Source organism: Pseudomonas sp. JL2 (assembly GCF_031570495.1).
Classification (GTDB): Bacteria; Pseudomonadota; Gammaproteobacteria; order Pseudomonadales; family Pseudomonadaceae; genus Aquipseudomonas; species Aquipseudomonas rhizophila.
The window spans coordinates 771-14,372 of sequence record NZ_JAKUDH010000022.1 but is presented as its reverse complement, the minus strand read 5'-3'; the positions used below and the strand labels follow the sequence as shown (position 1 = coordinate 14,372).

13 protein-coding genes are annotated in these 13,602 nt (G+C 60.8%); 11 read left to right on the top strand and 2 right to left on the bottom strand.

All coding sequences use genetic code 11. The annotated features are described in order from the left end of the window. Positions 1-46 precede the first annotated feature (46 nt). Positions 47-163, top strand: coding sequence for a cytochrome c oxidase subunit CcoM (ccoM, locus tag MKS85_RS22985; RefSeq protein WP_025212288.1), 117 nt, complete (start codon positions 47-49; stop codon positions 161-163). Positions 164-417: 254 nt separating this feature from the next. Here the strand turns inward: ccoM and MKS85_RS22980 are convergent, their stop codons facing one another. Both MKS85_RS22980 and MKS85_RS22975 read right to left on the bottom strand, forming a co-directional pair. Continuing rightward, positions 418-1,893 carry an inorganic phosphate transporter gene (locus MKS85_RS22980; protein ID WP_047228319.1) on the bottom strand — a complete coding sequence of 492 codons (1,476 nt, stop codon included), beginning with the start codon at positions 1,891-1,893 and terminating at the stop codon, positions 418-420. Between the two features lie 362 nt (positions 1,894-2,255). Next, a complete protein-coding gene (locus MKS85_RS22975; RefSeq protein WP_047228318.1) occupies positions 2,256-2,456 on the bottom strand; it encodes a hypothetical protein in 201 nt (66 codons plus the stop codon). A 561-nt stretch (positions 2,457-3,017) separates the two neighbouring features. On the opposite strand from MKS85_RS22975, the gene pcaR reads away from it, so the two are divergent. From pcaR to pcaC, 10 genes are all read left to right on the top strand, one after another. After that, the gene (pcaR, locus tag MKS85_RS22970) at positions 3,018-3,860 is read left to right on the top strand and encodes a pca regulon transcriptional regulator PcaR (protein WP_092397150.1); all 843 of its coding nucleotides are present in this window, start codon (positions 3,018-3,020) and stop codon (positions 3,858-3,860) included. Between the two features lie 292 nt (positions 3,861-4,152). Then, positions 4,153-5,499: an MFS transporter gene (locus MKS85_RS22965; protein WP_047228316.1), complete on the top strand. Its 1,347-nt coding sequence runs from the start codon at positions 4,153-4,155 to the stop codon at positions 5,497-5,499. Between the two features lie 293 nt (positions 5,500-5,792). Further along, positions 5,793-6,650 (top strand): CoA transferase subunit A, encoded by an 858-nt coding sequence (locus tag MKS85_RS22960; RefSeq protein WP_047228315.1) that lies wholly within the window; start codon positions 5,793-5,795, stop codon positions 6,648-6,650. Beyond that, a complete protein-coding gene (locus MKS85_RS22955) occupies positions 6,647-7,429 on the top strand; it encodes a CoA-transferase subunit beta (protein WP_171061413.1) in 783 nt (260 codons plus the stop codon). Before MKS85_RS22960 ends, MKS85_RS22955 begins: the two co-directional genes overlap by 4 nt. Beyond that, positions 7,426-8,631: a 3-oxoadipyl-CoA thiolase gene (pcaF, locus tag MKS85_RS22950; RefSeq protein ID WP_188252328.1), complete on the top strand. Its 1,206-nt coding sequence runs from the start codon at positions 7,426-7,428 to the stop codon at positions 8,629-8,631. Before MKS85_RS22955 ends, pcaF begins: the two co-directional genes overlap by 4 nt. 37 nt (positions 8,632-8,668) lie before the next feature. After that, the gene (pcaH, locus tag MKS85_RS22945) at positions 8,669-9,373 is read left to right on the top strand and encodes a protocatechuate 3,4-dioxygenase subunit beta (RefSeq protein ID WP_188252329.1); all 705 of its coding nucleotides are present in this window, start codon (positions 8,669-8,671) and stop codon (positions 9,371-9,373) included. A 1-nt stretch (position 9,374) separates the two neighbouring features. Next, positions 9,375-9,941, top strand: a complete 567-nt coding sequence (pcaG, locus tag MKS85_RS22940) for a protocatechuate 3,4-dioxygenase subunit alpha (protein WP_047228311.1) — start codon at positions 9,375-9,377, stop codon at positions 9,939-9,941. 210 nt (positions 9,942-10,151) lie between these two features. Beyond that, positions 10,152-11,516 carry a 3-carboxy-cis,cis-muconate cycloisomerase gene (locus MKS85_RS22935; protein ID WP_188252330.1) on the top strand — a complete coding sequence of 455 codons (1,365 nt, stop codon included), beginning with the start codon at positions 10,152-10,154 and terminating at the stop codon, positions 11,514-11,516. Positions 11,517-11,528: 12 nt separating this feature from the next. After that, entirely contained in the window at positions 11,529-12,329 is an 801-nt protein-coding gene (gene pcaD / locus MKS85_RS22930; protein WP_188252331.1) for a 3-oxoadipate enol-lactonase, read from the top strand. An 11-nt stretch (positions 12,330-12,340) separates the two neighbouring features. Next, positions 12,341-12,733, top strand: a complete 393-nt coding sequence (gene pcaC, locus MKS85_RS22925) for a 4-carboxymuconolactone decarboxylase (RefSeq protein ID WP_139050959.1) — start codon at positions 12,341-12,343, stop codon at positions 12,731-12,733. Positions 12,734-13,602 lie beyond the last annotated feature (869 nt).

The following is a 13,602-nucleotide window of genomic DNA, read 5'->3' as shown; positions in this document are numbered from 1 at the left end:
GTTAACTTGCACCCATCGCAACAGGGGCAAGACCAGGAGGCCAGTCATGTTTTTCGATAATGTGGTGTTTGCCGGAGTGTTGACCGTCGGCCTCATGTTCGTGTTTTTCGCCGGCTTCGGATTATTCATCTGGAAAGATGCACACAAGCGCAAAAAGCCGTAGGTCTTTCCAGCTACAACGAGCACGCAAGGCATTTTGGGCGACTTCGGTCGCCCTTTTTTTTGAGCGGATTTCCCCTGTTCCACACAAGCCCATTGTGGGAGCGAGCTTGCTCGCGATAGCGGTATGTCTGTAGATACATGTGTTGACTGACCCGGCGCCATCGCGAGCAAGCTCGCTCCCACAGTAGTCAGGTGTCCGGGCATAAAAAAAGGTGCGATCCGCCAGGACCGCACCTTTTTTATTAGCCGCTGATATCAGCTGCCGATGGCCTTGGACGCCAGCCAGAACAGCGCCGCCGAGAGGGCCACTGTCGCCGGCAGGGTCAGTACCCAGGCCAGCAGGATGGTCCGTACCGTGCCACCTTGCAGACCGCTTTTGTTGGCGACCATGGTGCCCGCCACGCCGGACGACAGTACGTGGGTGGTGGAAACCGGCAGGCTGAAGATGTTCGCCGCACCGATCATGCACGCCGTGGTGATTTGCGCCGACATACCTTGAGCGTAGGTCATGCCTTGCTTGCCGATCTTCTCACCGATGGTCAGCACCACACGCTTCCAGCCGACCATGGTGCCCAGGCCCAGGGCCAGGGCGACTGCCAGAATCACCCAGAACGGGGCGTATTCGGTGGTGGCGGTCAGGTCCTTGCGCAGCTTGTTCAGGTCGTCTTTTTCCCGAGCTGCCAGGCCTGGCAGCTTGCCAACCTTCTTCGCCGTGTCATCCAGGCAGAGCAGGTAGCGGCGAACCTCGATGCGGCTTTCCGACGGCAGCGATTGGTAATCCGCCACGCCTTTGAGGGTATCGAGCAGCGCCGCAATGGTGGGCTCGGTCTGCTGCGGGTTGCAGCGGAATTTCTCTGGCAGATCGCCCTTCACGCTTTTGCCCAGCGCCAGGTATTCACCCAGCGATTCGCTGTTGCGCTGGTAGAACTGGCTCAGGTGCAACGTCGCGTCGCGGGTACGCTCGATCTGGTAGGTGGTGCTGTTCAGGTCAAGCACGAACTGCGCCGGTACGATACCGATCAGCACCAGCATGATCAGGCCGATACCTTTCTGGCCATCGTTGGAGCCGTGGACGAAGCTGACGGCCATGGCTGAAATGACCAGCACCAGGCGATTCCAGAACGGGGGGTGTTTCTTGTCATCGATCTTGCGGCGCTGTTCCGGCGTCTTGTGCATCTTCGACAGCGGACGCCACCACTTCAGACTGATCAATACCAGTGCGGCAATCAGGAAGCCCGCCATGGGCGAGAACACCAGGGAGGCACCGATATCGATTGCCTTTTGCCAGTTCACTCCGTCGGCCAACGGGATATCGTTGATCAGCGCGTTGGCCAGGCCCACGCCGAGGATCGAACCAATCAGCGTGTGGGAGCTGGAGGCTGGGATACCGAAATACCAGGTGCCCAGGTTCCAGGTGATGGCCGCTGCGAGCAGCGAAAACACCATGGCCAGCCCGTGTCCGGTGTTCACATTGATCAGCAGCTCTACCGGCAGTAGGTGAACGATGGCATACGCCACGCCCACACCGCCCAGCAGCACGCCGAGGAAGTTGAACACACCGGAAAAGAACACCGCCAGATGAGGCGGCATGGCTTTGGTGTAGATAACAGTGGCCACCGCGTTTGCGGTGTCATGAAAGCCGTTGATGAACTCGAAGGCGAGGACAAAGGCCAGGGCGAGCAAGAGGCTCACAAGCACCCAAGCATCCAGTCCGCTAAATAAATCGATCATGAAGGTTTTCTGACCCGGTCGTAAGGGGGCGCGATTATGCCAGAAAACCTCGGTAATCGATGCATTGCCTGCTCATCGGTAACATTCTTCAACGAAATAATTTGCAGGCACCCCTTCGAACCCTGGCTTTTAGCGGGTTGCGCAAGCCATTGATTCGGGAACGGAAAACGCGCCAGGCAAGGGGCCGCTCGTCGTTGCAAGAGCCTTAAGCGGTTGTGCGAAAAATCCGAAAAGAAGGTAAGCCAAGGCCATTCCTCGACCGTTGTCGGGGAAATGGCGGCCCGCTCATGGCGGGCGTCCGGTACGGGGCCGGCCAGGGTGTCGGCCGGATACCGCTTCACAAGAACATCAAGCGCTGAGCATTACCGCTCTTCCGCTTTGAGTTCCTGTTCCATTTTCTGAAGTTCCTGGGTAAAGGCCTGGTCCTGAACGGTGGCGCGTTTACGCCAGGGTTTGCGTTCCGGTTCAGGTTGCGCGGCGTAGGTGGTGATTTCCCCGCCGTAAACTTCCTTGTAACGTTGTTCCTGGCGCTCAAGTTCCGCGCGCAGTTCGTCTTTCGTCACAGTATTACCTAATGGATTGAATTGGATCTGGTGATACGCACTGCATGTAGACATGCAGACGGCCACGGCACCAGAGCTGACAGCTGACGTAGCATCAGGAGTTTCGTATACCGCCGATACGGGGAAGCGCCATCCGGGTGCTTCGGGCACCGGCTGCCGGCACCACGCAGGATAGAAACCTGCAATGCCTGCGGACGGGAGCGGTCGATTGCCGCACCGTCACTGTGGTGCATTATAGCGGGCTGCCCGAAGAACACTATCGGGAAAAGTTAAAAGAATCTGTTGTTGTGTGAATCAATATTTGTATGTGCAACTTGTGGCAATTAGGTTTCAGGCAATGCCAGACAATGTCGCTATCCACTCTGCTGGCGCGAACTACGTTCAATACTCGTGTCGTCTTACTTATTTATCAACCCTTCACACAGAAGCAAGAGGGGGTAGGGTGCCTTGATTGCGATTATCGGTTGATGGTTCGATAATCGAACGGTGCTGACAGCCAGCCCTTGTCTGCTCAGCGGGCAGCCGCTTGTAATAGCCGCCATTCCCCGGGAAGGACCAGATATGAACGACCAATTGCGCAACGCCTTTGCTTCTGTAGCGCCACCCATCGTTGCTTCGCCGGCCAAGCGCATCCAGGCCCTGACCGGTGACCCGGACTTCATGACGTCCCTGGCCCGAGGGTTGGCCGTGGTCCAGGCGTTCCAGGAGCGCAAGCGGCACTTGACCATCGCTCAGATCAGCCACCGCACGGAAATTCCCCGCGCCGCCGTCAGACGTTGCTTGCATACCTTGATCAAACTCGGCTACGCCACCACCGACGGACGAACCTATTCGCTGCTGCCCAAAGTATTGACCCTGGGCCATGCCTATCTGTCATCGACGCCTCTGGCCGTGTCCGCGCAGCCGTATCTGGATCGCATGAGCGAACAGCTGCATGAGGCCTGTAATATGGCGACGCTTGAAGGCGACGACATTCTTTATATCGCCCGTTCGGCCACCACCCAGCGGCTGATATCCGTGGACCTGTCCGTCGGTGGACGTCTGCCGGCCTATTGCACCTCGATGGGCAGGATTCTTCTGGCGGCACTGGACGACGCTTCCCTGCGTGATTACCTCGACCATGCCGACCTGCAGGCCAAGACCAGCCGGACCCTGCACACTCCCCAGGCTTTGCTGGAGTGTTTGCAAGAGGTGCGGCAGCAGGGATGGTGCATCGTCGATCAGGAACTGGAGCAGGGGCTGCGCTCGATTGCCGTGCCAGTCTACGACGCCTCCGGCCAGGTGGTGGCGGCGCTGAATGTCAGTACCCATGCCGGGCGGGTCAGCCGCAATGAACTGGAACAGCGCTTCCTGCCGGGGCTGTTGGGAGCCAGCCGCGACTTGAGCGCGCAACTGTTCACTTAAGCTGTTCGATAAACGCACAGAGTCGCCTCTGACGAATTGACGGTATTTGCCTCGGATCATTAATGTCGCGGCAGCGTCATCCGACGTGATCGAGCCTGGCTCGACCGATGGATGGCGGCCCAATAATAATGAGAGGCACACCTGCCATGTATACCTTCCTCGGCCTTCACCTTGACGATCGACCGACCTGTCTGTCCCGGATCGCCCGCTAACCAACACCTTTTTTGCAGCCTTGCGGTTTATTTGCCGGGCCTCTGTTCGCCTGCGTTTTCTTGCGTGGAATAAAAACAAGATGAACCAACCCCAGACCTCCGTAGGCAATTGCCTCGACGTGCAGTCCTTCATCAACGCTCAACCTATCTCGCGCTATCAGTGGCGGGTAGTGATTCTGTGCTTTCTGATTGTTTTTCTCGACGGCCTCGACACCGCGGCCATGGGCTTCATCGCTCCGGCGCTCTCTCAGGACTGGGGCATTGATCGGGCCAGCCTGGGTCCGGTCATGAGTGCGGCGCTGATCGGCATGGTCTTCGGAGCTCTCGGCTCCGGTCCGTTGGCAGACCGTTTCGGCCGAAAAGTTGTGCTGGTAGGCGCGGTCGTGCTGTTCGGCGCGTTCAGCCTGGCATCGGCTTACAGCACCAACATCGATCAATTGCTGGTGCTGCGCTTTCTAACCGGCCTGGGGTTGGGCGCCGGTATGCCGAACGCCACTACCTTGCTGTCGGAATACACCCCGGAGCGTAAAAAGTCGTTGCTGGTGACCAGCATGTTCTGCGGCTTCAACCTGGGAATGGCCGGTGGCGGGTTTATCTCGGCCAAGTTGATACCGGCGTTCGGTTGGCACAGTCTGCTGCTGATCGGCGGGATCCTGCCGTTGATCCTGGCGGTGGTGCTGGTGTTCTGGTTGCCGGAGTCGGCACGTTATCTGGTGGTGCGCAATCGCGGCACGGACAAGGTGCGCAAGACCCTGGCCCCGATCGATCCGCACACCGTCGCCCAGGCGGCGAGTTTCAGTGTGCCGGAACAAAAAATCGTTAAAGCCCGCAACGTGCTGGCGGTGATTTTCTCCGGCACCTACAGCGCCGGGACGCTCTTGTTGTGGCTGACCTATTTCATGGGGCTGGTAATTGTTTACCTGCTGACCAGTTGGTTGCCGACGCTGATGCGCGACAGCGGCGCGAGCATGGAGCAGGCGGCGTTTATCGGGGCGTTGTTCCAGTTCGGCGGCGTATTGAGCGCGGTTGGGGTGGGTTGGGCGATGGATCGGTTCAATCCGCACAAGGTCATCGGCATTTTCTACTTGATGGCCGGGATATTCGCCTACGCGGTAGGGCAGAGTCTGGGCAACATTACCTTGCTTGCCACGTTGGTGCTGGTGGCCGGCATGTGCGTCAACGGCGCGCAATCGGCGATGCCGTCGCTGGCGGCGCGGTTCTATCCGACCCAAGGCCGGGCCACCGGTGTCTCGTGGATGCTGGGTATCGGCCGGTTCGGCGCGATCCTCGGCGCCTGGATGGGCGCGACATTGTTGGGCCTGGGCTGGAACTTCGAACAGGTCCTGACCGCCCTGGTCATTCCAGCGGCCCTGGCGACTGCGGCGGTGGTGATCAAGGGCATGGTCAGTCATGCGGATGCGACGTGAGGCAATGATCTGAACCTTGCGGCAGACCGGTGGGAGCGAGCCTGCTCGCGATAGCGGTGGGTCAACTTGCATAAGTGTTGACTGACCCACCTCAATCGCGAGCAGAGCTCGCTCCCACAGGATCAGGGTGTCTGGGAAATCGATAGCCAAACAACAATCTGTTCGATAAACGAACACTCAGTCGATTATCGGATTGTTTGGCTGTCACCCCGAGCTTAATCTTCAGTCACTCCGGCGCTTAACCTCGCGCCTTTTTCTTCATCTTGGTCTACTGAAAAACGGGAGCCTGCCCCATGGCTGAAATCCTTTCGCTGCACGACGCAGTGAAGCAATTCGTCAATGACGGCGATACCGTCGCGCTCGAAGGCTTCACTCACCTGATTCCGACGGCGGCGGGTCATGAAATCATTCGCCAGGGCAAGAAAGACCTGACCCTGGTGCGGATGACGCCCGACCTGATCTACGACCAGTTGATCGGCGCCGGTTGTGCTCGCAAGCTGATTTTCTCCTGGGGCGGCAATCCTGGGGTGGGCTCCCTGCACCGGCTGCGCGATGCCGTGGAAAAACAATGGCCGCAGCCGCTGGAGATCGAAGAGCACAGCCACGCCGACCTGGCCAATGCCTACGTCGCCGGGGCCTCGGGCCTGCCATTCGCGGTGCTGCGGGCCTACGCCGGCTCCGACCTGCCAAAGGTCAATCCGTTGATCAAAACCGTGACCTGCCCCTTCACCGGGGAAGTGCTGGCCGCCGTGCCATCCGTGCGCCCGGACATTACAGTGATCCACGCTCAAAAAGCCGACCGCAAGGGCAACGTCCTGTTGTGGGGCATTCTCGGCGTGCAGAAAGAAGCCGCCCTGGCCGCCAAGCGCTGCATCGTCACCGTGGAAGAAATCGTCGATGACCTCAACGCACCGATGAACGCCTGCGTGCTGCCGACCTGGGCGCTGAGCGCGGTGTGCCATGTACCGGGCGGCGCTCATCCTTCCTACGCGCACGGCTACACCGAACGTGACAACCGTTTCTATCAGGCGTGGGATCCGATCGCCCGGGACCGTGAGACCTTTACCGCATGGATCAATGAATACATCCACGCTACGAAAGATTTCAGTGAATTCCAGGCCCGACTGGCTGCCACTTCGCAGGTGAAATAATGACGTACTCCACCAATGAAATGATGACCGTCGCCGCAGCCCGTCGATTGCAGAACAACGCTGTGTGCTTCGTGGGCATCGGCCTGCCATCGAAGGCAGCCAACCTGGCGCGGCTGACCTCGTCGCCGGATGTCGTGCTGATCTACGAGTCCGGTCCGATCGGGGCCAAACCCAGCGTATTGCCACTGTCTATCGGTGATGGTGAGCTGGCTGAAACCGCGGACACTGTCGTACCCACCGGTGAGATTTTTCGCTACTGGTTGCAGGGTGGACGCATCGACGTCGGCTTTCTCGGTGCAGCTCAGGTCGACCGGTTCGGCAACATCAACACCACGGTGGTGGGCGACTACCATCAACCGAAAGTCCGCTTGCCGGGCGCCGGTGGTGCACCGGAAATCGCCGGTTCGGCCAAGAGCGTGCTGATCATCCTCAAGCAGTCGGCGCGCTCGTTCGTCGACAAGCTGGATTTCATCACCTCGGTCGGTCACGGTGAGGGCGGGGATTCGCGTAAACGCCTGGGCCTGCCGGGCGCAGGTCCGGTCGGTATCATCACCGACTTGTGCATCATGGAGCCGGAAGCCGGCAGCCATGAGTTCGTGGTCACTGCGCTGCACCCCGGCGTGACCCGCGAGCAAGTCGTTGCCGCCACCGGTTGGGCGATTCGTTTTGCCGACCAGGTGCAAACCACCGCCGAGCCGACCGAAACAGAGCTGCGTGCACTGCGCGACCTGGAAGCTCGCACTGCCGCGGCCCACGGCCAGGCACCGGGAGAAGCGTGATGCGCGACGTTTATATCTGTGATGCGATTCGAACCCCCATCGGTCGCTTCGGGGGCGGTTTGTCCGCGGTGCGCGCCGATGACCTGGCCGCCGTGCCGATCAAGGCGCTGATGGAACGCAACCCATCGGTGGACTGGACTGCCGTGGACGAAGTGTTTCTCGGTTGCGCCAACCAGGCCGGGGAAGACAACCGCAACGTGGCGCGCATGGCGCTGCTGCTGGCTGGCCTGCCGCAGAGCATTCCCGGCGTAACCCTCAACCGCCTCTGCGCCTCGGGCATGGACGCCGTCGGCACGGCGTTCCGCGCCATCGCCAGCGGCGAAATGGAATTGGCCATCGCCGGCGGCGTGGAGTCGATGTCCCGCGCACCGTTCGTGATGGGCAAGGCCGATGCCGCGTTCTCCCGCAACATGAAACTGGAAGACACCACCATCGGCTGGCGCTTCATCAACCCGTTGATGAAAGCCCAGTACGGTGTGGACGCGATGCCCCAGACCGCCGATAACGTGGCCGATGATTACGCGGTGTCCCGCGCTGACCAGGATGCTTTCGCCTTGCGCAGCCAGCAGCGCACGGCAGCAGCCCAGGCCGCAGGGTATTTCGCCGAGGAAATCGTCCCGGTGCGCGTAGCCCACAAGAAAGGCGAAACCGTGGTCGAGCAGGACGAGCATCCTCGCGCCGACACCACGCTGGAGACCTTGAGCAAACTCAAGCCGGTCAACGGTCCAGACAAAACCGTCACGGCCGGCAACGCCTCGGGCGTGAATGATGGCGCGGCGGCTATGATCCTGGCTTCGGCCGAAGCGGTGAAGAAACACGGGCTGACGCCTCGGGGTAAAGTGTTGGGCATGGCCAGTGCCGGCGTGGCTCCACGGGTGATGGGCATCGGCCCGGTGCCCGCGGTGCGCAAACTCACTGAGCGCCTGGGCCTGGCGGTCGCAGACTTTGATGTGATCGAACTCAACGAAGCCTTCGCCAGCCAGGGCCTGGCGGTGCTGCGCGATCTGGGTCTGGCGGACGACGCGCCGCAGGTGAACCCCAATGGCGGCGCCATCGCCCTCGGCCACCCGCTGGGTATGAGCGGAGCACGGCTGGTGCTGACGGCGCTGCATCATCTGGAAAAGACCGGCGGCAAGAAAGGCCTGGCGACCATGTGTGTCGGCGTCGGCCAGGGTCTGGCGTTGGCAATCGAACGCGTCTGACACGTCGTTCCACTAATAAGAAACCGAGGAATGCTTCATGACTGACAAGCCTGGTTATCGTCGCCCCCAAGCGGGCACCCAACCGGAGTACCTGCACCCGCCGTACCAGTCCACCAACCTGCGCTCGCCTTCAAAGCCGTTGGTGTACCTGCCTCATTCGCTGTCGGAAATTACCGGTCCGACCGTAGGTGCCGATCGCCTGCAGGAGAAGAACAACGACCTGACTGCCCAGCATGCCGGCGAGCCACTGGGGGAGCGAATCATCATTCACGGGCGCGTGCTGGATGAGCATGGCCAACCCGTGCCTGGCATCCTGGTGGAGATCTGGCAGGCCAACGCCGCCGGTCGTTACAACCATGACCGCGACCTGCACGACGCACCGCTGGACCCGAACTTCACCGGCACTGGTCGCACCGTCACCGACGCCGATGGCTGGTACCAGTTCCAGACTATCAAGCCCGGCGCCTACCCGTGGGGCAACCATCACAATGCCTGGCGCCCGGCGCACATCCATTTCTCACTGTTCGGCCCGAGCATCCTGACGCGCCTGGTGACGCAGATGTATTTCCCCGGCGACCCGCTGCTGGCCTACGATCCGATCTACAACTGCGTGCCGGACACCAGTGCCAAGGAACGTCTGATCGCCCGTTTCGACCTGGAAAAAACCATTCCTCACTACGCCCTCGGTTATCGCTGGGACATCGTATTACGCGGCCGCGATGCCACGCCGATGGAGAAATAAGATGACGCTCACTGCCACCACCTCCCACACCGTTGGTCCTTACTACCACATCGGCCTGACCTGGCTGAACCGCGAAGACCTGACCGTCGCCCAAACCCTAGGCCAGCGCGTGGCGATCACCGGGCAGGTGATCGACGGCAACGGCGAGTTCGTCAATGACGCGATGCTGGAAGTCTGGCAGGCCAACGCCGCCGGCAAATACGCACACCCGGAAGACGACCAGGACAAGCCCCTGGACCCGAATTTCGAAGGCTTTGGCCGGGTGCCGGTGGATGCCGAAGGGCGTTTTCGTTTCACCACCATCAAGCCGGGCTCCGTGCCGGGCCTTGGCGGCACGACCCAGGCGCCGCATCTTGTCGTGCTGGTGTTCGCCCGCGGTCTGGTCAAGCATTTGCTGACGCGAATCTACTTCGATGGCGAGCAGGCCAACGAAACCGACCCGCTGCTGGCCTGCGTGCCCGAGGAACGTCGCGCCACTATCGTGAGCAAGCCCGATGCTTCGGGCGTGTATCAGTGGAACGTGGTTTTGCAGGGGACGGATGCCGAGACGGTGTTCTTCGACTACTGATTGAAACCCGTGTGGCGAAGGCTCTTGGCCCAGCCCCGCAACAACGGTGGGGCGTGGGTTGTACAAAATACTGATGACCCTGTTCCACCCGAAGGCGTAGGGTTGGCCTGCGCGGGTGATGAATAGGATGTGCGACAACCCACGTATTTACGTTGCAGCTTTTGACCCAACCGCGTCAGGCCGGCAGACCTGCACACCCAAGGACTTTTTATGAGCGAACGACCGGGTAATCAGCTCTTTGATGCCTACTTCACCACCCGCCACATGCGCGAGGTGTTTTGTGATGCGGGCCGGGTGCAGGCCATGCTCGATGTCGAGGCGGCGCTGGCCCGGGCGGAAGCGAAGGTAGGCTTGATCCCTGTCAGTGCAGTGGCTCCGATCGAGAAGGCCTGTGACGCGCAGTTGTACGATTTTTCGGCGTTGAGCGAGGCGATTGCCACGGCGGGTAATTCGGCGATTCCACTGGTCAAGGCCCTCGGCAAGCGCATTGCCGCGCAAGACGCCGAGGCTGAGCGCTACGTGCACCTGGGGGCTACCAGTCAGGACGTGATGGACAGTGGGTTGGTGCTGCAACTGCGCCAGGCATTGGGTTTGATTGAAGGCGAACTGGTGCAACTGGCCACGATTCTCGCCCGCCAAGCCGAACGCTACGCCGCCACGCCATTGGCCGGGCGCACTTGGTTGCAACACGCAACACCGGTGACCCTGGGCATGAAAATCGCCGGTTGGCTGGGAGCCATCACCCGTAGCCGCCAGCGCCTGAATGAGCTCAAGCCGCGCTTGCTGGTGTTGCAGTTCGGTGGTGCCTCCGGAACGCTTGCCGCACTGGGTGAGCAGGCCTTGCCCATCGCCGAAGCCCTGGCCGCCGAGCTGCAACTGAGCTTGCCGGAGCAGCCGTGGCACACCCAACGCGATCGCCTGGTTGAGTTCGGTTCGGTACTGGGGTTGATCGCCGGCAGCCTGGGCAAACTGGGCCGCGACATCAGCTTGTTGATGCAGACCGAGGCCGGTGAAGCGTTCGAACCCTCGGCGCCGGGCAAGGGCGGTTCGTCCACCATGCCGCACAAACGTAACCCGGTGGGCGCGGCGGTGCTGATCGGTGCGGCGACCCGAGTCCCTGGCCTGTTGTCGACGCTGTTCAGCGCCATGCCCCAGGAGCACGAACGCAGCCTGGGCCTGTGGCACGCCGAATGGGAAACCTTGCCGGAGATCTGCTGCCTGGTGTCCGGCGCCCTGCAACAGGCGCGGCTGCTGGCCGAAGGTCTGGAAGTGGACGCGGCGCGCATGGCTCGCAATCTGGAACTGACCCAAGGGCTGGTGCTGGCCGAGGCGGTGAGCATCGTCCTGGCCCAGCGGGTCGGGCGCGACACCGCGCATCATCTGTTGGAGCAATGTTGCAAACGCGCCGTGGCTGAACAACGTCATTTGCGGGACGTGTTGGGGGACGAGCCCCAAGTCACTGCGCAGTTGTCTGCCGCTGAGCTGGATCATTTGCTCGACCCCGCCCACTACCTCGGCCAAGCCCAGACCTGGGTCGCGCGCGCGGTGGCTGAACACCTTGCCTTGAACGCCTGAAAGGAGACTGTTGTGGGATTCGTCAAACTCGCCGAAGGCGAACTGAACTATTGCTTCGATGGGCCGCAAGATGCCCCGGTGCTGGTGCTCTCCAACTCCCTGGGCACCGACCTGCACATGTGGGACGAGCAGATCGCCGCCTTCAGTGAACACTTTCGCGTGCTGCGTTTCGACACGCGCGGGCACGGTCAATCATTGGTGACTGAAGGGCCGTACAGCATCGAACAACTGGGCCGCGACGTGCTGGCGATGCTCGATCAGCTGAACATCGACAAGGTGCATTTCTGTGGGTTGTCCATGGGCGGATTGATCGGCCAATGGCTGGGGATCAATGCCGGTGAGCGGCTGCACAAACTGGTGGTGTGCAACACCGCCGCCAAGATCGGCGACCCATCCGTATGGGACCCGCGGATCGAAACCGTACTGCGTGATGGCAAGGCGGCGATGGTCGCGCTGCGGGATGCCTCGATTGCTCGTTGGTTCACGCCGGACTTTGCCCAGGCTCATCCAGAGAAGGTCAGGAGAATCACCGACATGCTTGCTGCCACTTCGCCCCAGGGCTACGCGGCTAACTGCGCGGCGGTGCGCGATGCCGATTTCCGCGAGCAGTTGTCGTCGATTCGCGTGCCGCTGCTGGTGGTCGCCGGCACCGAAGATGCCGTGACCCCACCGTCGGGCGGGCACTTTATCCAGGAGCGGGTCAACGGCGCCGAATACGCCGAATTCCATGCCGCGCATCTGTCCAACGTCCAGGCCGGCGCTGCGTTCAGCGAATGGGTGCTGGCTTTCCTGCTGGATTCCAGTCGTTCTTGAGGGAGTATTCTGTGGACGAGAAACAACGTTACGACGAAGGCATGCAAGTACGCCGCGCGGTTCTGGGCGATGCCCACGTCGACCGCAGCCTGAATGCCTTGACCGAGTTCAACAGCGAATTCCAGGAGATGATCACCCGTCATGCCTGGGGCGACATATGGACCCGCCCGGGCCTGCCGCGCCACACCCGCAGCCTGATCACCATCGCCATGCTGATCGGCATGAACCGCAGCGAAGAACTCAAACTGCACTTGCGCGCTGCTGCCAATAATGGTGTGAGCCGCAGCGAGATCAAGGAAGTGATCATGCAGAGTGCTATCTATTGCGGCATCCCCGCGGCCAACGCCACCTTCCACCTGGCCGAGTCGGTGTGGGATGAACTGGGCGTCGAGTCCCGGACTTAAGCATCACCCCAACCCTGTGGGAGCGAGCTTGCTCGCGAAAGCGGTGGGTCAGCTTGCATCGATGTTGAATGTGATGACGCCATCGCGAGCAGGCTCGCTCCCACACTGGATCTTCAGTGATCACAAAATTTTTTGCTCGACACTGATCCCCCTGTGGGAGCGAGCTTGCTCGCGAAAGCGGTGGGTCAGCTTGCATCGATGTTGAATGTGATGACGCCATCGCGAGCTGGCTCGCTCCCACACTGGATCTACAGTGATCACAAAAGTTATTGCACGACACTGATCCCCCTGTGGGAGCGAGCTTGCTCGCGATAGCGGTGGGTCAGCTTGCATCGCTGTTGAATGTGATGACGCCATCGCGAGCTGGCTCGCTCCCACACTGGATCTACAGTGATCACAAAAGTTATTGCACGACACTGATCCCCCTGTGGGAGCGAGCTTGCTCGCGAAAGCGGTGGGTCAGTTTGCATCGATGGTGAATGTGATGACGCCATCGCGAGCAGGCTCGCTCCCACAAAGGGATCAGTGTCGAGCAAAATATTGTGTGATCACTGGAGCTCCAGTGTGGGAGCGAGCCTGCTCGCGATGGCGTCAGCACATTCACCATCGATGCAAGCTGACCCACCGATTTCGCGAGCAGGCTCGCACCCACAAAGGGATCAGTGTCGAGCAAAATATTGTGTGATCACTGGAGCTCCAGTGTGGGAGCGAGCCTGCTCGCGAAATCGGTGGGTCAGCTTGCATCGATGGTGAATGTGCTGACGCCATCGCGAGCAGGCTCGCTCCCACACTGGATCTTCAGTGAACACAAATTTTATGCTCGACACTGATCCCTTTGTGGGAGCGAGCCTGCTCGCGAAAACGGTGGG

Coding starts and splice junctions, on each gene's coding strand:
- ccoM (WP_025212288.1), top strand. CDS start 47: ATGTTTTTCGATAATGTGGTGTTTGCCGGAGTGTTGACCGTCGGCCTC.
- MKS85_RS22980 (WP_047228319.1), bottom strand. CDS start 1,893: ATGATCGATTTATTTAGCGGACTGGATGCTTGGGTGCTTGTGAGCCTC.
- pcaR (WP_092397150.1), top strand. CDS start 3,018: ATGAACGACCAATTGCGCAACGCCTTTGCTTCTGTAGCGCCACCCATC.
- MKS85_RS22965 (WP_047228316.1), top strand. CDS start 4,153: ATGAACCAACCCCAGACCTCCGTAGGCAATTGCCTCGACGTGCAGTCC.
- MKS85_RS22960 (WP_047228315.1), top strand. CDS start 5,793: ATGGCTGAAATCCTTTCGCTGCACGACGCAGTGAAGCAATTCGTCAAT.
- pcaH (WP_188252329.1), top strand. CDS start 8,669: ATGACTGACAAGCCTGGTTATCGTCGCCCCCAAGCGGGCACCCAACCG.
- pcaG (WP_047228311.1), top strand. CDS start 9,375: ATGACGCTCACTGCCACCACCTCCCACACCGTTGGTCCTTACTACCAC.
- MKS85_RS22935 (WP_188252330.1), top strand. CDS start 10,152: ATGAGCGAACGACCGGGTAATCAGCTCTTTGATGCCTACTTCACCACC.